This is a genomic window from Rhodococcus sp. ACPA4 (genome assembly GCF_002300185.1).
Taxonomy (GTDB): Bacteria; Actinomycetota; Actinomycetes; order Mycobacteriales; family Mycobacteriaceae; genus Rhodococcus_F; species Rhodococcus_F globerula.
The window spans coordinates 672,218-691,925 of sequence record NZ_NSDY01000001.1 but is presented as its reverse complement, the minus strand read 5'-3'; the positions used below and the strand labels follow the sequence as shown (position 1 = coordinate 691,925).

Sequence of the window (19,708 nt, the reverse complement as noted above, 5' to 3'; positions counted from 1 at the left end):
CTCGTTGCGCCGCACCACGCGTACCCAATCGGGTTAGTGTTTGATTCGGTCAGATCGCGACATTCGAATTCGAGCCCTCAGGAGCGCAGGACGATGACAACGACAGGTTTCGGAATCGATGTAGGCGGCAGTGGAGTCAAGGGCGCTCTCATCGATCTGAGCACCGGCGAGATGATCGGTGAGCGCATCAAGATCCTGACCCCGCAACCCTCGACTCCCGAGGCAATCGCCACGACTGTGACGCAGATCGTCGAGCAAGCCGGCTGGGCCGGACCGGTCGGCATCACCCTGCCGTCGGTCGTCACCGGTGGCGTCGCTCGCAGCGCCGCCAACATCGACAAGTCCTGGATCGGAACCGACGCTGTTGCACTGTTCGGCAAGGCTCTCGGCGGCCGGGCCGTCACCGTTCTGAACGACGCCGATGCCGCAGGTATCGCCGAAGACACCTACGGCGCCGGCAAGGACGCGTCCGGGGTTGTCATCTTGCTGACCTTCGGAACCGGCATCGGGTCGGCGATTCTGCACAACGGAGTTCTGTTGCCCAACACCGAGTTCGGCCACCTCCAAGTCGACGGCAAGGAAGCCGAACATCGAGCTGCGTCGTCGGTGAAGGAGAAAAAAGAGCTGAGCTACAAGCACTGGGCCGTCGAGGTCTCGAAGGTGCTCACCACGATCGAGGATCTGACGTGGCCCGATTTGTTCATCGCCGGCGGCGGGATCAGTCGCAAACACGAGAAGTGGATTCCGCTGCTGACCAACCGCACGCCAGTCGTTCCGGCCGCACTCCTGAACACCGCCGGAATCGCAGGCGCCGCCCTCGCCGCATCAAAAATTTAGGGTGATTCCGCTGGCGATGGGCCAAGTGAAAAGGTGAAACAAGGGGTTAATCCGGTCCGAAAAAAGCCGTTAACGCCCGTCGTGACGTAAGAGTTTCCTGAGAGTCGTTACAATGGTGGAGTCCGGCTGCGCGCCGGCCACAACCATTGACCTCTCCGCCGGATCACCACTCTGGCGTGACGCCGCACGACACCGTCACGAAAGGGCGTACGTGGCAGCCACCGATACACGTCAGACTGCTGATTCTCCATCAGAGTCAGAGCCACAATCTTCAGCCGTGGAGGCGGCCACCGTCACAGCTCCGGCCGCCAAGAAGGCACCGGCGAAGAAGGCCCCCGCCAAGAAGGCAGCAGCTAAGAAGGCCCCCGCCAAGAAAGCTCCGGCGAAGAAGGCCGCAGCAAAGAAGGCAGGCCCCAAGAAGGCCGGGGATCCTGATGTAGAAGACGGCGACGTCGAGTTGGAAGACATCGACATCACGGACGGAGACCTCGAAGAGGTCGAGGTCGTCGCAGTCGGCGAGGACGAAGAGCCCGCCACCGAGGAACCGACCGACAAGGACAAAGCGTCCGGCGACTTCGTCTGGGACGAGGAAGAGTCCGAGGCACTTCGTCAGGCTCGTAAGGATGCCGAACTCACGGCGTCCGCCGACTCCGTTCGCGCCTACCTCAAGCAGATCGGCAAGGTCGCACTCCTCAACGCCGAAGAGGAAGTCGAACTCGCCAAGCGCATCGAAGCCGGTCTGTACGCCGTGCAGATCATGCAGGATCTTGCTGACAAGGGCGAGAAGCTGCCTGCAGCTCAGCGCCGCGACATGAGCTGGATCTGCCGCGACGGCAATCGCGCCAAGAACCACCTCCTCGAAGCCAACCTCCGACTCGTCGTCTCGCTCGCGAAGCGATACACGGGCCGCGGCATGGCGTTCCTGGACCTCATCCAGGAAGGCAACCTGGGCCTGATCCGTGCAGTCGAGAAGTTCGACTACACCAAGGGCTACAAGTTCTCGACCTACGCAACGTGGTGGATCCGTCAGGCCATCACCCGCGCAATGGCCGACCAGGCACGCACCATCCGTATCCCGGTGCACATGGTGGAGGTCATCAACAAGCTCGGCCGTATCCAGCGAGAGCTGCTCCAGGACCTGGGCCGTGAGCCCACGCCGGAAGAGCTCGCCAAGGAAATGGACATCACGCCGGAGAAGGTGCTGGAAATCCAGCAGTACGCGCGTGAGCCCATCTCTCTAGACCAGACCATCGGCGACGAGGGCGACAGCCAGCTCGGTGACTTCATCGAAGACTCCGAAGCTGTTGTCGCAGTTGACGCCGTCTCGTTCACCTTGCTGCAGGATCAGCTGCAGTCGGTCCTCGAGACGCTGTCCGAGCGCGAAGCCGGCGTGGTTCGCCTGCGCTTCGGCCTCACCGACGGCCAGCCGAGGACTTTAGACGAAATCGGACAGGTCTACGGCGTCACGCGTGAGCGTATTCGCCAGATCGAATCGAAGACGATGTCGAAGCTGCGCCACCCGTCGCGTTCGCAGGTACTGCGCGACTACCTCGACTAGACACACCAGCTCCACAAAAAGAGCCGCTCCCCTGTTCTTCGGGGAGCGGCTCTTTTTCTTTCGTACAGCGTCAGGCCAAGAGTTTGTCCTCGAGCCGTGCGATATCGTCCTGGCTCAACTGAAGGCCGTCCCGGACGTAGTTGTCGAAACTGCCGTAGATGCGCTCGACTGTCGCGAACGACGTATCCAGCCACGACTGCTCGACACCGTCCACGAAGGCTATGCCGGTGCGGGGACCGGTCAGGTACTGGTTGCTCAGCATGTAGTCGGCGTTCACGTCTTCGCGGGACACACCGAGCAGTGTCAGCAGAACGGCAGTCATCCAGCCGGTTCGGTCCTTGCCTGCCGAACAGTGGTACAGGACAGCGCCGTCCGTGTCAGCGATATTCGCCAGTGCGTCGTGGAATGCTCGGCTCGCTCCGGGATCACTCACCATGACCGTATACATCGACGGCATATCCGCCAGAGCCGGGAAGTTCACCGGGTTGGTCCCGATCACGTCGAACCAATTGCTCCGGGCACCCTCCGGGATGCGGTCCGGGGACATGGCGCGTTCGACGACCGTCCGGAAGTCGTCGACCGACGCCACGCCGCGCTGGTGCAGCACCGCAAGATCCGAGGGCGTCAGTTTGTCGAGTGCATTGGTCCGGAAGACCTGTCCCATCCGAACCGTACGTCCATCCGACGTTCGATAGCCGCCGACGTCCCTCGCATTCGACGCACCCTCGAGGTGCAGCGATCGATCGACCACAACCTGCGCTGCCGCCACGCCTTGGTCTGTGGTGGGAATCCCGCCCGCAAACGCGGGAACCGGAGCACACGCGATCAGGAAGGCACACGCCACTGTCGCGGCGGGACGAGCGAATCCGTTGGGCATCCAACCAGAATATTGTCGCAATCAGGACTTTGTGCGAACTCTGATGTACAACGAGGTGACCGGTTCGACAACTCGCGCCGCAACCGGACCGATCACGGCCATCAGAAGCACGTATGCCGTTGCGAGCGCTGCGAGTTCCGGTTCTACGGCACCCGCGGACACTGCCAGACCGGCGATGATGATCGAGAACTCGCCGCGGGCGATCAGTGCCGCGCCCGCCCTGGCCTGGCCCATGCGGGCCACGCCCTGACGTTTTGCCGCCCAGGCCCCGGTGATCAGTTTGGTGATCGCGGTGACGACTGCCAAGATCGCAGCCCACCCGAGCACGGGCGGAATGGTGCTTGGATCGGTGCTGAGTCCGAACACCACGAAGAACATCGCCGCAAAAAGATCACGAAGGGGCTCGAGCACCCGACTGGCGTTGTGTGCCGTCGAACCCGAAATCGCGATGCCGAGCAGGAAGGCCCCCACCGCCGCGGAGACCTGCATCGCGGAACTGACGCCGGCCACCAGCAGTGCAGCACCAAGTAACTTCAGGAGCAATGTCTCACTGTCGGGACTGTCCAGCAGAGCCGAGACATACCGTCCGTATCGCAAGGCCACCACCAAAACGACGGTGATGACCAGCAGCGAAATTCCCACAGCTTCGAGTCCACCCATGAAGCTGACACCCGCCAGCATCGCCGTCAGAATCGGCAGGTACACCGCCATCGCAAGATCCTCGAACACGAGGATCGAGAGAACGACGGGTGTTTCGCGGTTGCCCAGACGTCCGAGGTCGCTGAGAACTTTCGCGATGATTCCCGACGACGAGATGTAGGTGACACCGGCCATGACCGTCGCGCCGACAACACCCCACCCGAGCATCAGACCGACTACCGCGCCCGGTGTGGCGTTGAGAACGATGTCGACGATGCCGGCAACCCTCGACCGTTTGAGCCCGGTCATCAATTCGGCTGCGGTGTACTCGAGTCCCAGCAGGAGCAGGAGGAGAACGATACCGATTTCGCTTGCGAGGTGCGCAAATTCGCCGATATCGCCGAGTTGGATGAATCCACCCTGACCGAAGCACAGGCCACCGATCAGGTAGAACGGGATCGGCGACATGCCGAATCGTGCTGCGAGCCTTCCCAGAAGACCGAGCGCGAAGAAGACCGCGCCCAGTTCGATGAGTGCAAGTGTGGTTGTATCCACCTGCCAGTCAGCCGTTGGTCAGGATTTTTGCAGCGGCAGCCAAGCCGTCGGGTGTACCGACTGCCACCAGCAGATCACCTCCGGTGAACGTGTAGTCGGGGTTGGGCGACGGATTCACCTGCCCGGCACGCATCACGGCGACGATCGAGACGCCGGTGCGTGTCCGCATCCCGGTGTCGCCGAGTGTCTGTCCGTCGTATCGGGAACCGTCCTTGATGTACAGCTGTTTGGTTCTGATCCCGGGTATGTCACTGTGTTCGTCTTCGAGCTGGGCCACGAGTTGCGGCGCACCAAGCAGGTTGCTCAGTGCAGCGGCCTCTTCCGTGGTGAGCGGCAACGACGCGGCGCACGCATCAGGATCGTTTTCCTTGGACACGATGAGGTCCGTATGTCCGTCACGATGAGTGACGACACCCACGCGGCGACCGGAGGCCAGGACAAAATCCTTACGAGTCCCGATGCCCGGCAGAGGGGTGACTTCTACATTCATATATCAACGGTAGCGCCGATCTGTGACAAGTTTCGCAGGAGGGCGAAATTATCGTCGACCGGTGCTGCGCTGCGTATTCCATCGCGTCACCGCAGGGACGGAAATGCACCGTTCTCGTCGCGAATGTACGCAGTAACGGCAGTGACAGCCGCGACGGGAATCGGCCCGAACAGATGAGGAAAGCGCATCGAATCAGGATCCGACGGCACCCCCGGTTCCCACTTGACTTCAGCTCCCAGCAGAGCCGGATCCAGGGAGAGCAACACTATGTCGTCTCGGCCCGCGAAGATCCGGTTCGCCGGTAGATGAACCTGGGTGGGCGTCGACATGTGCACAAAACCCTCGGCGGCAAATCCGTCGGGAACGCGCTGCCCGACCTCTTGCGCACGCTCCCATTCGACGCGTGTGCACATATGGAGCAACTCGGCCGATGCGTCGGCGCCCGTTCCGGTTTCCTGGTTCATCGCCCCAGAATATCGCTCTGTACACGCGGATTTGAATCAGCTCTCAGCGAACAATTCTGCACACAGAATGCCTGCCCAGCGCATTTCCAGTGAGACACAACACTAAGAAACTCTTCTGGGAACAACCCATGAACGCCAAACGTCTGTAAGAGTGGATCTACCGCGCCATTCCGACGCGGCGGACCAGGCCCCAGGCACGCGGCACGAAAGCCGTCAAGCCAGTACGGAGGAGTCATGCCCGGAACACTGACCAGCCCACAGTTGACCGCTGCCGACCGGTGCGACCGGTGCGGTGCCGGAGCACGCGTACGCGCCGTGCTTCCCACCGGCGGCGAGCTTCTCTTCTGCGGACACCACGCAACCGAACACGCGGATCGACTTCGCGAGATGAATGCCGTCGTCTCCGAGAGTGAACCCGCAAACTAACCTGTCAGCCGGGGGTGGCCTCTTCGCGAGGCGCACCATGAACGCCGAAACGGGCGATCACAATCACTGTGATCGCCCGTTTTGCCGTCTTCAGGATTTCTACCAGCTACGCAGAATCGCAATGCGCTCGGTGAGCTGATCGACCGTCGCGATTGCCGTCGGCGGGCCACCGCACACGCGACGCAGTTCGGCGTGAATGATTCCGTGAGGCCGTCCGGTGCGGTGCACATTCATCGCGACCAGGCCGTTCAGCTCTCGTCGCAAGGCGCCCAGCTGATCGGCTGTAGCAGCGCGCTCGGCGACCACTGCGGCAGTCGGCGCCGGAGCCGACGCTTTGGCGGAGTTGTTGTTCACCTGTTCTGCCTGGCGTTGCCGAAGGAGTGCACGCATCTGATCGGGGTCGAGCAGACCGGGCAGACCGAGATAATCGGCTTCCTCGTCGCTGCCGGAGAACGTTGCGGTTCCGAACGAGGCACCGTCGTAGATCACCTGGTCGAGCTCGGCGTCGGCGCCGAGGGACGTGAACGCCTTCTCTTCCTCGCCGAGTTCGTCCTTCTGCTTGTTGGCGTCGGCGAGAAGATCGTCGTCGAGGCCGTCCTTTTCGCGGTGCGGCTTGCCAAGGACGTGATCGCGCTGGGCCTCCAACTGAGCGGCGAGGTCCAACAGGACCGGTACCGACGGAAGGAAAACGCTTGCGGTCTCGCCTTTACGCCGTGAACGCACGAATCGGCCGATGGCCTGCGCAAAGTACAGCGGTGTCGATGCACTGGTCGCATACACGCCGACGGCCAGACGCGGAACGTCGACGCCCTCCGACACCATGCGCACGGCGACCATCCATTTCTGGTCGCTCGCACCGAATTCCGCAATGCGCTTGGACGCGGTGGGATCGTCGGAGAGGACCACGGTGGGCTCCTCCCCCGTGATCGCGGTCAACGCCTTGGCGTATTCGCGAGCAACTGTCTGGTCTGTGGCGATGACCAGCCCACCGGCGTCGGGCATACCGGTGGAACGCAGCTGCCCCAAACGGGTGTCTGCTGCTTGCAGGACGGCGGGAATCCAATCGCCGGCAGGGTCGAGTGCGGTGCGCCAGGCTCGGGCGGTCTGCTCGGCACTGAGCGGCTCACCCAGTCGGGCGGTGAACTCTTCGCCGGCATTGTTGCGCCAGCGGGCCTCACCGGAATACGCGAGAAAGACAACCGGACGGACAACGCCGTCCTTGAGCGCGTCGGAGTAGCCGTAGGAATGATCGGCTTTGGATCGGAGCAATCCCTCTTTGTCGGGCTCGTACTGAATGAAAGGTATTGCGCTGTCGTCACTTCGGAACGGAGTTCCGGTCAGTGCCAAGCGCCGGGTGGCGTCGCCGAACGCCTCCTGAATTGCCTCACCCCAACTTTTTGCGTCACCGCCGTGGTGGATCTCGTCGAGAATCACGAGGGTCTTGCGACCTTCGGTCCGGACTCGGTGCTTAGTAGGATGCGCCGCCACCTGGGCATACGTCAGAACGACGCCGTGATAGTCGCTGGACGTCTGGCCGGTGGAGTTGGAGAACCGCGAGTCCAACGACAAGCCCGAACGTTGCGCCGACTCCGCCCACTGATGCTTCAGATGCTCGGTGGGCGCAACGACGGTGATCTGGTCGACAGTCCGGTCGCGAAGCAGTTCCGACGCCACTCGCAGAGCAAATGTCGTCTTACCTGCACCCGGTGTTGCCACCGCGAGAAAGTCCCGAGGACTGCTCGCCAAGTACTTGGTGAGTGCCCGCCGCTGCCACGCGCGAAGCGACCCTGTCGAGGCCGTCGGTTGCGCTCCGGCACTCTCGGTCGAGTTGTTCACTTCGGCTGCCCCTGTCACTTCTGTCGTCGTTGTCTCAGACGTCATAAGCGCGCCTCCGCTGGAATCGCACTGTTGCCTCGCGCTCCTAGATTTTTCATGAATGTCCGGCGACGAGCCTAACTGTCGCTACCGACGAAAGCCGCACCCGAAGCGCCCGGGCATGGCCGGATTCACTGTCGATCCCCTCCCCGCGGCGAGGTTTCGCGAGATCGGAGACACAACCTCACCGCGGAAAAATATGCGACACGGCGACGCCACGGTTGGGCAACGAGGTGTGTCATCAGGAATGCTGGAGTGATTATGAGTGAAAAGGCGGGCCCGAAAACGCACGGAAGTGATCTGCATCACCGCAGATGGCATCCGCTGCGCCGCACGGGCCAGCTGATCGGCCGCACTCTGAGCAAGGCTTGGGACGACTCGATCTTCGGCAAAGCCGCAACGGCTGCGTTCTGGCAGACACTCTCACTGGCGCCGCTACTGCTGGGATTGCTCGGCATGATCGGTTACATCGGCGGCTGGTTCGGACCGAACACGGTCGAGATCATCGAGTCGAAGATCGTCACGTTCAGCGGGACGATATTCAGCGAAAACGTCGTCGATCAGATCATCAGGCCGACGGTCACCGACGTTCTCCAGCGCGGCCGGCCGGAAATCATCTCGGTCGGCTTCCTGCTGTCGCTGTGGGCCGGTTCGTCGGCGATCTCGACGTTCGTGGATTCGATTGTCGAAGCGCACGGGCAGAAGGATGCCCGTAACGCGATCTGGCAGCGAATTTTTGCGCTACTGCTCTACGTGATGTTCCTCGGGATGGCCGTGTTCATCCTGCCGATGGTCGCGCTCGGCCCGACCATGATCGGACGTGTGTTGCCACCGTCGTGGTACGACGTGGGCTCCAACCTGGTCGACACCTTCTACTACCCGGCCGTAGGCCTGCTGGTCATCATCGGCCTGACAACGCTGTACAAAGTCGCGCTACCGAAGTCCCTGCCGTGGCATCGACTTCTCGCGGGCGCACTGGTGGCCGGTGTGTTCTTCATGGCCGCGAGCACCGGATTGCGCTGGTACCTGGGATTTGTCACGGGCACCGGCTACACCTACGGAGCCTTGGCGACGCCGATCGCCTTCCTGCTGTTCACATTCTTCCTCGGCTTTGCAGTGGTGCTCGGCGCCGAGTTCAACGCGACGGTGCAAGAATTCTGGCCGGCGCGAGCGACGCGCCTGGAACAGGTCCGCGAGTGGCTGGCCGCACAGCAGGAGGACGACAACAGCGCCGGGCCGGTGACCACTCTGACGTGGCACCTGGCAACAAGTCCGATTCGGGTGTCCGGTGACAGGTCCGATCCGGCGGCAGTGCCGACCTACGGTCGGCCGCGAAGTCGGCGCGCCAACTCGGACGGCTGTGCCAGCTCGGACGGCCGTGCCAACTCGGACGGCCGTGCCAGCTCAGACGTCAAGGATTGCGACGGCATCGGAGCAGAAACGAACCCGGCGACCGACTGCACTGACACTGTCGAGTCGCCGAGTTCGGACTGCGGATCGGATCCGGCGCAACGACGCCGTTCCCGATTGCCCGGTCATTCGCCTTTGCGAAGTCCTTCGTAGATCTTCTTGCAGTCGGGACACACGGGCGATCCCGGCTTCGCAGACTTGGTGACCGGAAAGACCTCGCCGCACAGTGCAACCACATGGGTGCCCATCACGGCGCTTTCGGCGATCTTGTTCTTCTTGACATAGTGAAAGACCTTCGGGGTGTCGTCATCGGTCGTTTCGTCGGTCGAGACGTCGGGACGTTCCTTGGTTTGGGTGCTCATACCTCCAATAATGCCGTCTACGCGGCAGCGGTGCGAGCGTCGGGCCGCGTGTGCAATTGTCGGCCGAGAGTGGAACAGTGGAGCTATGGCAAGAAATGGCGCGTTCGGTCACCCCGACGAAGCCGGAACACCCGACAATCCCGTATTGATCACCGAAGCACAGCTGTCCATCGACGAGCAGCACAAAGCGCGCGTGCGGAAGTACATGACGATCATGGCTTTCCGTTTCCCCGCGTTGATTCTGGCTGCCATCGCGTATGGCATTTGGGAGAACGGCTGGGTCTCGATGCTGATTATCGGTGCGTCCATCCCACTTCCGTGGATCGCGGTCCTCATCGCAAATGATCGACCACCGCGCACGAAGGACGAGCCGAGTCGCTACGACGGCCGACGCCGGGGCGCCGGCGAGATCGAGTCGAGTCCGCATCACATCATCGAGAGCTGACGCATCACCTGGTAGAAATTCGTCGCCTGCGAGAATGTCCGGGTGAGCACAACTCTCCTGTCCATCACCCCTGCGCTGCGCACGGCTCTGCTGCGCAATCGGTTCGACACCGACACCCTGCTCGAGCTGCTCGGTCCGGAAGTTCACGCAGCGCTCGGTCGCAGTGAACCGGTTCCGGTGCGACGCGCGAGCCGTGAGCACGGAGAAATCGGTGTTCTCATCCGGTTGTTCCTTCTCGCCGACGACTGTGCTCGCGAGGACGTCGCCGCCGCGTTGGCGCCGCTGACCGTCGACGATGCGATCGAAGCCGGTCTGCTCGAAAATTCAGCCGACTCCGCTGTGCGTGCCGCCGTGGATCTGCGGCCCATCGACGTCGGTGCCGGCGATCATTGGGTGATTTCAGACCTGGACGGTGGAATTCGGCCGAAGCAGTCCACAACCAGCGATCACGTCCTCGGTGTTGGCCACGCCTCACTGTCATTACTGCAGGCAACGCCGACGTCTCGCGTCGGAACGGTCCTCGATGTGGGCACCGGCTGCGGAATCCAAGCCCTGCACGCCAAGACCTACGCTGATTCCGTCACCGCGACGGACATCAATCAGCGCGCGATCGATCTCACCGCAGCAACTATGGCGCTCAACGGCCTCGACGTCGAATTGCATCAGGGTTCGTGGTTCGAACCGATCGAGGGACGAACCTTCGACCAGGTTGTCGCCAATCCCCCCTTTGTCGTCGGCGAGGCACGCGTTCACCACACTTATCGAGATTCCGGTCTCGATCTCGACGGGGCCAGCGAACTGATGATCTCGCGGTCCGTCGACTATCTGAATCCCGGTGGCACCGCAGCGCTGCTGGCGTCGTGGGTCCATGTCGAGGGCGAAGACTGGCGATCGCGGATCGCGTCGTGGCTGCCGGCACACGGTGTCGACGCCTGGGTGGTGCAGCGTGACGTCGCGGATCCCGCGCTGTACGTCGGGACGTGGCTCAAGGACGGCGGTCAGGACCCGCGGGACCCCGCCACCGAGGAACGCGCCAATGCGTGGCTCGATCATCTCGAGGAATCGCACGTGGAAGGTGTGGGATTCGGCTTCGTCTTCTTGCGCCGAACGGACTCGCCGACGGACTTGATGGCCGAAGATCTCCTGCACGGTTTCTCCGACCCGCTCGGGCCCGAGGCGCTGGCGTACTTCGACCGGGTTGCCTGGCTGCGTGAACACGACGTGCTGAAGGAGCGGTTTGTCGTCGATCCGAACACCGCCCTCGAACGCGTCTATCTTCCCGGCGAAGAAGGGTGGCAGCAGGTTGTCACTCGGATTCACCGTGGCAACGGACCACACTGGCAGCATGAGATCGACGACCTCGGTGCCGCACTACTGGCGGGGCTGCGGGCCGACGGGCTTGTGGTCGAGGAATTGGTCGAGCTTCTTGCCTCCGCAAACGGTGAAGACCCCGAAGTTCTCAGTGCCGGCGTCGTCACTCTGCTCGTGTCACTCGTACGTCACGGATTGGTGTTGCCGGTCACGTAGTCGAGTTCCGATTGGGTTGCAGATTTTCGGGTTCTCAGCAACTTCTCAGGACGGCCCGGGGAACACAGCAGGTCAGGGCAATTTCGACGAAATCGCTGCGGGAACTATCTCGGAACTCTCACGCGTTGAACCTTGTGAGAGACCGCCGATAGGGAGGCAAGTCATGACAAGCCCCAGCACCACTACTCGCATTCGTCCGAGCGCTGCGGATCTGGACGCCCAGAGCCCGTCAGCAGACCTGGTCCGTGTCTATCTGAACGGAATCGGTCGCACCGCACTGCTGACAGCAGCAGACGAAGTCGAACTGGCGAAGCGAATCGAAGCGGGGCTGTACGCCAGCCACGTTCTGGCTACGGGAAAGCGCCTGACAGCTGCCAAGAAGAGGGATCTCGCAACAATCGTTCGTGAGGGAGAGTCGGCACGCAGCCACCTCTTGGAAGCGAACCTGCGACTCGTCGTATCGCTGGCCAAGCGGTACACCGGTCGCGGCATGCCCCTCTTGGATCTGATTCAGGAGGGAAACCTCGGCTTGATCCGCGCGATGGAGAAGTTCGACTACGCAAAGGGCTTCAAGTTCTCGACGTACGCCACCTGGTGGATTCGCCAGGCCATCACCCGCGGAATGGCTGATCAGAGCCGCACCATCCGCCTGCCAGTCCACCTCGTCGAGCAGGTCAACAAGCTGGCCCGCATCAAACGCGAACTCCATCAGCAGCTCGGACGCGAAGCGACCGACGACGAATTGGCGGAGGAGTCGGGAATCCCGGCACACAAGATCGCGGATCTTCTCGACCACAGCCGCGACCCGGTAAGCCTGGACATGCCCGTCGGCAGCGACGAAGAAGCACCTTTGGGCGACTTCATCGAAGATGCCGAGGCAACATCGGCCGAGAACGCCGTCATCGCCGGTTTGCTGCACAGCGACGTCCGCAGCGTGCTCGGCACCCTCGACGAGCGTGAGCAGCAGGTCATCCGCCTGCGCTACGGCCTCGACGACGGCCAGCCGCGCACCCTCGACCAGATCGGCAAGCTCTTCGGGCTCTCCCGCGAGCGGGTGCGCCAGATCGAGCGCGAGGTTATGGGCAAGCTCCGTGTCGGCGATCGTGCCGAGAAGTTGCGCTCCTACGCCAGCTGATCGCGGCGCCGTGTGACACTCACCGGCCACCGTATGTTCTCCCATCGGGAACGTACGGTGGCCGGCTTTTCGTATTGAACGCTGGGTGTCGAACGCGGGGGTTCAGCGCAGTCGTCTGGGTCCCAGATCCACAGCGCTCGGTTCCGGTCCGATGCGCACGCGGGCGTCCGTGATCTCGGCGCCGACAGCGGACGCCAGTACCGGCTCGCAGGCAAGCTCCCGAACTTCGGGGATATCGTCGGCCAACGTCGAGATCCGCTGCACCAGATCCACCAGCGCACCCTTGTTGACGGGGACGGCGTTGCGGTAGCCGGAGAGCAGCGGCGCGGCTTTGGGAGCGTCGATCAATTCGGTGGCGGCGTCCTCGGTCAGCGGCAGGACTCGGTAAGCCCGGTCACCGAGGAGATCCGAGATCACGCCGGCCAGGCCGAACGAGATCAGTGAACCGAACGACGGGTCGTCCTGCACGGCCACAACACACCCGATGCCCTTTGGCGCCATCTTCTGCACGTGCAGGAGCGGCTCCCCCGACGCGGCAGCAAGGTCGCTGTACGCGAGTCGAACCGAATCCGGCCCGACAAGGTCGAGGCGAACACCACCAAGATCCGGGCGATGGCGCCATAGTTCGCCGGTTGCCTTCACCACCACGGGGTACCCGAGTGCGTCGGCTGCCTCTACGGCTTCGTCTTCGCTCAGGACCGAGCGGAATTCGACGACGTCGACGCCGTAGCACGCCAGAAGTTCCGATGCCTCGAAGTCGGAAAGCCAACGACCGGGCGAGTTTTCGAGCCAGGCGGCAACCATCTGGCGAGCCCGCTCGGAGTCGATGCCGGCTGGCCGCACCACCTTGGACGCGGGCTTGCTTCGCCATTCGGCATATCGCCAGGCCCGCGCCAACGCCAGTGCCGCACGCTCCGGTCCCGGATACGACGGCACCGATCCCCGAGTCGGATTGCCGGCGTCATCGCGGACAGTCAGCACCTCCGGCACTCCCTCCGCGGCCAGGAACGTCGTGAGAATGGGCTTGTCCGATCCCGCTACCGCATCCTTGAGCGCTTTCGCGAAGGGTTCGACCGGGATGGCGACCGGTGGAACGAAGACCGCGATGACGGCGTCGACGTCGAAGGACGCCAAGGCATCACGCACCGCTGACGCAAACAACTCGGGACTGGCCTGCGCGCCCAGGTCGATCGGATCGCTGACTTGGAGCCCTTCGCTACGGGCTGCGTCTGCGGCCAGTACACCAAGAGCAGTGGAGTTACCGATGACTGCCAGACGCGGGCCGGCCGGCAACGGTTGATAACCGAACAGCAGTGCGCAGTCGAACAATTGGGAGATCGACCCGACCTGGATGACACCGGCCTGCTCGAACAGCGCGCGGACAATGGAATCGTCGATCTCGACTCCGGTGGCCGCCAGCACGGGTGGCACTGCGTGGCGTCCGCTCTTGACTGCCACGATCGGCTTCTTACGCGCCACGCGCCTTGCGATCCGGGAGAACTTTCGCGGGTTACCGAAGCTCTCCAAGTACAGGAGCACCACTTCGGTGGACTGATCCGAATCCCAGTACTGCAGAAGGTCGTTGCCGGACACATCGGCACGGTTACCGGCAGAGACGAAGGCCGACAACCCGATTCGACTGCGCGCGGCCTCGTCGAGGATCGCGATTCCCAAAGCACCAGACTGGCAGAAGAACCCGACGTTGCCTGCCGCCGGAAGAACCGGCGCCAGCGTCGCGTTCAGGGAAATCGCTGGATCGTTGTTTGCCACGCCCAGCGCATTGGGCCCGATGAGACGCATCCCGTGCGCGCGGGCCGCATGGACAAGTTTCCGCTCCGATGCGCGACCGTCCGGGCCGCTGTCGCTGAAACCCGACGACACGACAACCAGCGCCTTGACACCCTTGTCGAGGCAGTCGTCGAGAACCGAACTGATGGATTCGGCGGGGACGGCAACCACCGCAAGATCGACGTCGTCGGGAATCTCGCGAACAGTCTTGTATGCCCGAACTCCGTGTACGGAACGATGTTCGGCATTGACCGGATAGACAGGGCCTGTGAACCCGCCACGCAGAAGGTTGGTCAGTACGGCGTTGCCGACCTTCGCCGGGTCGGCCGACGCTCCGATCACGGCAACGGACCGCGGACTGAGCACGTTTCCCATACTCCTGGCCTCAGCCGCCCGCTCACGGGAATTACGCACGGAGACAAGGGCTTCTGTGGGGTCGATCGCGAACTCCAGGCGCAGCACTCCCCCGTCGAACGTTCGACTGACCTGATATCCGGCCTCGCGGAAGACGGTGACCATGTTGCGGTTCTCGGACAGGACCTCCGCCACGAACATCGTCAGCCCGTTTTCCGCGGCTGCCGCTGCCAGGTACTCGAGCAGGATGGGGCCAAGGCCGCGACCCTGATGGGCGTCGGCGACAACAAATGCCACTTCCGCCGACTTGCCGTCACCGACGTCGAGGAGACGCTCGTACCGGCCGACGGCGATGATCTCGTCGCCCAGCATCATGACAAACGCGACCCGATTGTGGTGATCGACCGTCGTGAAGTTCGTGACGTCGCGCTTTGACATTGTGGGGTAAGGGCCGAAGTACCGCAGATACCGCGTGCGCTCGGAGAGCTTGCCGTGGAATTCGACAAGCTTGTCCGCGTCCTCGGGGACGATCGGCCGCAGGGCAACCGCGCCGCCGTCCGAGGCGAGCACGTCGACAACCCACTCGTGCGGATAGTTGTGTGCCGCGTCGACCGCAGCGTCTGTCTTGGCTTCGGTGTCGGATTTTTTAGGGTCGGACTTGGGGTCGGACTGTTCAGTCACGGGGATCCTCCGGGTCGAGTCCGAGAAGGGGAAACGCAGCGCGGCGCGTCGCGATGATGGCGGAATCGATGCGGGTGAGCGCTCTGTCTACCGACGCCACTCCGGTTTCGGGCGTACCGCCCGGCCCGTCCCACTTCGAGAAGTTGATGTCGCCGCCGTCCCCCATGACCTCGGGAAGTTCGACGCCCGGTGCCATCGCCCCGGTCTTTTCCTTCCAACCGTCCGGAAGTGGCGTGTTCACATCGATGTCACGATCAAGCGCTGCCGCGATGAGATGCGTCCACGCCCGCGGAACGATCCGCACCAACCCGTACCCACCACCACCGACCGCCAGCCATCGTCCTTCGGAGTAGCGGTCGGCAAGATCACGCATCGCGATAAACGCTGCTCGTTGACCGTCGACGGTCAACGCCAGATCAGCGAGCGGGTCTTCCCGATGCGAGTCGACACCACACTGGCTGATGATGATCTGGGGCCGGAACGCGGCGATCGCACCGGGCACCACCGCGTGAAATGCCCGCAGCCACAATGCGTCTACGGTTCCCGGCAACACCGGGATGTTGACAGCCGTACCCTCCGCCGCGCCGTCCCCGACTTCGCTGGACCAACCGGTATTGGGCCACAGTGTTGCCGGATGCTGATGCAGAGACACCGTCAAGACTCGTGGGTCGCCGAGAAAAGCGTGCTGCACGCCGTCACCGTGATGTGCGTCGACGTCGATGTACGCGATGCGGTCGTACCCGTTGTCGAGCAGCCAGGAGATTGCGACAGCCGCGTCGTTGTAGACACAGAATCCCGAGGCCCAGTCCGCCATCGCGTGGTGCATTCCGCCGCCGATACTGACCGCCCGACGTGTGCGCCCCGACGCGATTTCCTTGGCAGCGGCCAGGGAACCACCGGCAAGAATTGCGCTCGCCTCGTGCATCTGCGGAAAGACCGGGTTGTCCTCGGTCCCGAGACCGTGGGGAACATCCGCACCGGTAACACCGTTGGATGCTGAGTGGCCCGCTGATTTGACGGCGGCGAGGTAGGCGGGCGTGTGTATGCGGAGGAGGTCGACGTCACTGGCAGGTGTCGGCTCGAGGAACTCGATTCCCTCGAGCAGTCCCAGGCCACGCGAGAGTTCCATCGTCAGGTCGAGGCGGGTCGGATTCATCGGGTGATCGTTACTCCACCGATAACTCAGGTACTCCGGACTCCACACCACAACTCGATTCGCTCGAGGCATCGTGGGGTCCTCGTCAGATCTGATCGAGGCGGTCATGGGAACACGCTACTTCGTGTTCGACTGGTGCCGTGCACCACACTGTTCTCGAAAGTGTGTCCAGGCCGTCACACCAGGGATGTCGCCACCGGCCGAACAGCCGGACTCGCCGCTGATGGAGCGGCACAAGTTTCCGGAACCGAACGGTAGAATGGCCGTTGACGAAGGGGTTGAGTGTGAAGGATCTAGTCGACACCACGGAGATGTATCTCCGGACGATCTACGACTTGGAAGAAGAGGGCGTTGTCCCACTCCGGGCGCGGATCGCCGAACGGCTCGAGCAGAGCGGACCCACCGTGAGCCAGACCGTTGCGCGCATGGAGCGCGACGGATTGCTGATGGTTGCCGGCGATCGACACCTGGAGCTCACCGACAAGGGCCGCGACTTGGCCGTTTCGGTCATGCGCAAGCACCGCTTGGCAGAACGCCTGTTGGTGGACATCATCGGCTTGAAGTGGGAAGACGTGCATGCAGAGGCGTGCCGCTGGGAGCATGTGATGAGCGAGGACGTCGAGCGCCGACTCGTCGTCGTTCTGAACAACCCGACCACGTCGCCGTACGGTAATCCGATTCCCGGGCTGGATCAATTGGGCCTGGACGGGCCGAGCAATCCCGCCGAAACCTTGATGCGCCTCACCGATGTTCCGGCGGGCAAGCCGACGGCTGTGGTTGTGCGCAGGCTCGCCGAGCACGTGCAGTCCGATCCCGATGTGATCGCGCAACTGCGAGACGCCGGCGTCGTTCCGGACGCCAGGGTGACCGTCGAGACCCGCCCGGGTTCAGTGACGATCATCGTGCCCGGCCACGACGGTGTGGAGTTGGCAGAAGAAATGGCGCACGCCGTACAGGTAAAGCTGGTCTGAGGAATTTCATGAAACTTTTGGTTACCGGCGGTGCCGGCTACGTCGGCAGTGTCTGCAGCACAGTACTACTCGAACGCGGACACGAGGTCGTTGTGATCGACGACCTCTCCACCGGAAATGCCGACGCCGTCCCAGCCGGCGCCGACTTCATCGAAGGTGATGTAGCCAAGACGGCGGCGAAGGTCCTCGGCAACTCCCCGATTTTCGACGGTGTTCTGCATTTTGCCGCGCAGTCACTCGTCGGCGAATCGGTGTTGCATCCCGAAAAGTACTGGCAGGGCAATGTAGTAACAACCCTCGCGCTCCTCGAGGCCATCCGCGCCTCTCGGACTCCGAGGTTGGTGTTCTCGTCGACTGCGGCGACGTATGGCGAGCCGGAGCGGACTCCGATCATGGAGACTGCTCCGACTCGGCCTACCAATCCGTACGGAGCGTCGAAGCTCGCCATCGACCACGCGATCACGTCGTACTCCGTCGCGCACGGTCTTGCCGCCACCAGCTTGCGCTACTTCAATGTCGCCGGTGCCTACAAGTCTGCCGGTGAAAACCGGGTTGTCGAAACACATTTGATCCCGTTGGTGCTGCAGGTTGCACTCGGGCAGCGGGACAAGATCTCGGTCTTCGGCACCGATTGGCCCACGCCCGACGGAACTGCCGTGCGGGACTACATCCACGTGCTCGATCTCGCCGAGGCTCATCTCCTCGCCTTGGAGAAGTCCACGCCGTCCGAGCATCGCATCTACAACCTCGGTAGCGGTGCCGGATTCAGCGTCCGCGAGGTCATTGCTTCGTGTGCTCGGGTGACCGGACTTCCGATCAATGTCGAGGACGCTCCACGCCGTCTCGGCGACCCGGCCGTCTTGATCGCGTCCAGCGACAAGGCAATTGCCGAACTCGGGTGGACCCCGACGCGCACCGATCTCGACGTGATCGTCGCGGATGCTTGGCAGTTCCTGCAAGACCTCGGTTCTGCATCGCACTCCGCTCGGTAGATCTGCGACGCTTAAGTCCTCCAGGTCCAACTCACCTCGCCTCGGGCATCGCACTCACGTCGAAGTCCCGGGCGAGGTCGAGTCCGACTCCCGCCAGCCTGCGAATTCCGTCCGGTCGCATGCCGGCCTGCAGCGAGTTGTCGAGCAAGCCGGCCAGACTGTATTCAGGGTCCGCTTCCAGTGCATATGCGAGCGCGATACCGGCGAGTGGGCCATCACCGCGGGCATAGGCAAAGAATCCCAGAAGTGTAGCGGGATAAGAACATTCGGGAACCGGAAGTTCGTGCGTCAAGATCATCCACAACGCTTCCGCGGAATCTGCGTACTCCGTTGCCGCTAGACCCATGACAGTGTCCCGGACGCGCACGTCCGACAACACCAGTGCCAGGTGCGCACATTCACGGGCGTCGGGAAATACTCCGCGCCGCATCCGCTCGACAAACGCCAGAACTTCCTCGACCTCCCGGCGCACCTGAGCGAAGGGATCGTTCGAGCAGTGCGCCTCGCACCGCGCCGACGCGATCTGCGCGCGCCCCCGGTCGATCAACGACCCGATCGTCGCGTGGTTACTCGATTGCCCACGAACCGAGCGCACCAACTCGCTCCGCGACGCTCGGATGACACGGCCGCCGAGGACCTGGGCGGCCGCGACAGAGGACGAACCGGGATCGGGCAGGCGCCCATGCCGATCCGGCGCGAGGATGCTCATCCAGTCGCGACCCCTCGCGATCAGCGGTACTGCGAACACATCGACGAGTTCGACGCCGTTGCCGGTAAGCATGTCGTTGAATTCCGCTGCGATGTCGAATAATTCCCCCAACGGATGGTCTCCGATCATTACCAGGATCACCGCGACTGTTCCTTCTGTCGCACAGACTCGAACAAATTGCTCGAGGGCCGAGTGCATCGCCGGAGCGAGCTCGGAGCCGATGTTCGGAAAGTAGTCGTGCCTCATGATCGGTCCGAGTGTTTTTGGTGTGGTGTCCATCAGGCACAACGCGACGACGGAGTCTTCGGGGCTGAACCCCATCAACGCTGGGATCGCAGCGATCAGCTCGCCTGGTTCCGAAAGGTGTTCGGACTCACGCGACGCCCAACTCTGCGCCTGGTCGTCGGAGGATTCGAATTCCCGGGAAAACGGTGATGTTGTCATGGGTAGACCATGT

18 protein-coding genes are annotated in these 19,708 nt (G+C 62.8%); 9 read left to right on the top strand and 9 right to left on the bottom strand.

Annotated elements, in window-relative coordinates; genetic code table 11:
* Positions 1–93 precede the first annotated feature (93 nt).
* Both ppgK and CJ178_RS03160 read left to right on the top strand, forming a co-directional pair.
* Positions 94–837 carry a polyphosphate--glucose phosphotransferase gene (gene ppgK / locus CJ178_RS03165; RefSeq protein ID WP_033234779.1) on the top strand — a complete coding sequence of 248 codons (744 nt, stop codon included), beginning with the start codon at positions 94–96 and terminating at the stop codon, positions 835–837.
* 112 nt (positions 838–949) lie between these two features.
* Positions 950–2,395, top strand: coding sequence for an RNA polymerase sigma factor (locus tag CJ178_RS03160; protein ID WP_202025569.1), 1,446 nt, complete (start codon positions 950–952; stop codon positions 2,393–2,395).
* Positions 2,396–2,465: 70 nt separating this feature from the next.
* Here the strand turns inward: CJ178_RS03160 and CJ178_RS03155 are convergent, their stop codons facing one another.
* The 4 genes from CJ178_RS03155 to CJ178_RS03140 form a co-directional block, all read right to left on the bottom strand.
* The gene (locus CJ178_RS03155; RefSeq protein ID WP_095886080.1) at positions 2,466–3,272 is read right to left on the bottom strand and encodes a tyrosine-protein phosphatase; all 807 of its coding nucleotides are present in this window, start codon (positions 3,270–3,272) and stop codon (positions 2,466–2,468) included.
* A 21-nt stretch (positions 3,273–3,293) separates the two neighbouring features.
* Positions 3,294–4,466, bottom strand: a complete 1,173-nt coding sequence (locus CJ178_RS03150; RefSeq protein WP_033234781.1) for a cation:proton antiporter — start codon at positions 4,464–4,466, stop codon at positions 3,294–3,296.
* Positions 4,467–4,473: 7 nt separating this feature from the next.
* Complete coding sequence (locus CJ178_RS03145; protein WP_033234782.1) at positions 4,474–4,956, bottom strand: cation:proton antiporter regulatory subunit; 483 nt, start codon at positions 4,954–4,956, stop codon at positions 4,474–4,476.
* Between the two features lie 86 nt (positions 4,957–5,042).
* Positions 5,043–5,420, bottom strand: a complete 378-nt coding sequence (locus CJ178_RS03140) for a DUF952 domain-containing protein (protein WP_095886079.1) — start codon at positions 5,418–5,420, stop codon at positions 5,043–5,045.
* A gap of 234 nt (positions 5,421–5,654) precedes the next feature.
* On the opposite strand from CJ178_RS03140, the gene CJ178_RS03135 reads away from it, so the two are divergent.
* The gene (locus CJ178_RS03135; RefSeq protein ID WP_033234784.1) at positions 5,655–5,846 is read left to right on the top strand and encodes a DUF7455 domain-containing protein; all 192 of its coding nucleotides are present in this window, start codon (positions 5,655–5,657) and stop codon (positions 5,844–5,846) included.
* 99 nt (positions 5,847–5,945) lie between these two features.
* On the opposite strand, the gene CJ178_RS03130 is transcribed toward CJ178_RS03135, so the two are convergent.
* The gene (locus tag CJ178_RS03130) at positions 5,946–7,727 is read right to left on the bottom strand and encodes a DEAD/DEAH box helicase (protein WP_033234785.1); all 1,782 of its coding nucleotides are present in this window, start codon (positions 7,725–7,727) and stop codon (positions 5,946–5,948) included.
* Positions 7,728–7,982: 255 nt separating this feature from the next.
* On the opposite strand from CJ178_RS03130, the gene CJ178_RS03125 reads away from it, so the two are divergent.
* Entirely contained in the window at positions 7,983–9,284 is a 1,302-nt protein-coding gene (locus CJ178_RS03125; protein ID WP_095886078.1) for a YihY/virulence factor BrkB family protein, read from the top strand.
* Here CJ178_RS03125 and CJ178_RS03120 read toward each other — a convergent pair.
* Positions 9,257–9,493, bottom strand: a complete 237-nt coding sequence (locus CJ178_RS03120; protein ID WP_033234787.1) for a DUF3039 domain-containing protein — start codon at positions 9,491–9,493, stop codon at positions 9,257–9,259. The two genes, CJ178_RS03125 and CJ178_RS03120, sit on opposite strands and share 28 nt — an antisense overlap.
* 85 nt (positions 9,494–9,578) lie before the next feature.
* Here CJ178_RS03120 and CJ178_RS03115 point away from each other — a divergent pair, with 85 nt between their 5' ends.
* From CJ178_RS03115 to CJ178_RS03105, 3 genes are all read left to right on the top strand, one after another.
* Positions 9,579–9,938, top strand: a complete 360-nt coding sequence (locus CJ178_RS03115; RefSeq protein ID WP_033234788.1) for a DUF3099 domain-containing protein — start codon at positions 9,579–9,581, stop codon at positions 9,936–9,938.
* A gap of 42 nt (positions 9,939–9,980) precedes the next feature.
* Positions 9,981–11,465, top strand: a complete 1,485-nt coding sequence (locus tag CJ178_RS03110) for a DUF7782 domain-containing protein (RefSeq protein ID WP_095886077.1) — start codon at positions 9,981–9,983, stop codon at positions 11,463–11,465.
* A 163-nt stretch (positions 11,466–11,628) separates the two neighbouring features.
* Positions 11,629–12,600, top strand: coding sequence for a sigma-70 family RNA polymerase sigma factor (locus CJ178_RS03105; RefSeq protein ID WP_033234790.1), 972 nt, complete (start codon positions 11,629–11,631; stop codon positions 12,598–12,600).
* Between the two features lie 102 nt (positions 12,601–12,702).
* On the opposite strand, the gene CJ178_RS03100 is transcribed toward CJ178_RS03105, so the two are convergent.
* Together CJ178_RS03100 and CJ178_RS03095 are read right to left on the bottom strand one after the other, a co-directional pair.
* Positions 12,703–15,423 (bottom strand): bifunctional acetate--CoA ligase family protein/GNAT family N-acetyltransferase, encoded by a 2,721-nt coding sequence (locus CJ178_RS03100; RefSeq protein ID WP_033234791.1) that lies wholly within the window; start codon positions 15,421–15,423, stop codon positions 12,703–12,705.
* A complete protein-coding gene (locus tag CJ178_RS03095; RefSeq protein WP_045067415.1) occupies positions 15,416–16,687 on the bottom strand; it encodes an acetoin utilization protein AcuC in 1,272 nt (423 codons plus the stop codon). Before CJ178_RS03095 ends, CJ178_RS03100 begins: the two co-directional genes overlap by 8 nt.
* Before the next feature lie 176 nt (positions 16,688–16,863).
* Between CJ178_RS03095 and CJ178_RS03090 the strand changes: the two genes are divergently transcribed.
* Together CJ178_RS03090 and galE are read left to right on the top strand one after the other, a co-directional pair.
* Positions 16,864–17,550, top strand: coding sequence for a metal-dependent transcriptional regulator (locus CJ178_RS03090; RefSeq protein ID WP_033234793.1), 687 nt, complete (start codon positions 16,864–16,866; stop codon positions 17,548–17,550).
* An 8-nt stretch (positions 17,551–17,558) separates the two neighbouring features.
* Positions 17,559–18,542: a UDP-glucose 4-epimerase GalE gene (gene galE / locus CJ178_RS03085; RefSeq protein WP_095886076.1), complete on the top strand. Its 984-nt coding sequence runs from the start codon at positions 17,559–17,561 to the stop codon at positions 18,540–18,542.
* 31 nt (positions 18,543–18,573) lie between these two features.
* Here the strand turns inward: galE and CJ178_RS03080 are convergent, their stop codons facing one another.
* Positions 18,574–19,695 (bottom strand): DUF4192 domain-containing protein, encoded by a 1,122-nt coding sequence (locus CJ178_RS03080; RefSeq protein ID WP_033234795.1) that lies wholly within the window; start codon positions 19,693–19,695, stop codon positions 18,574–18,576.
* Positions 19,696–19,708 lie beyond the last annotated feature (13 nt).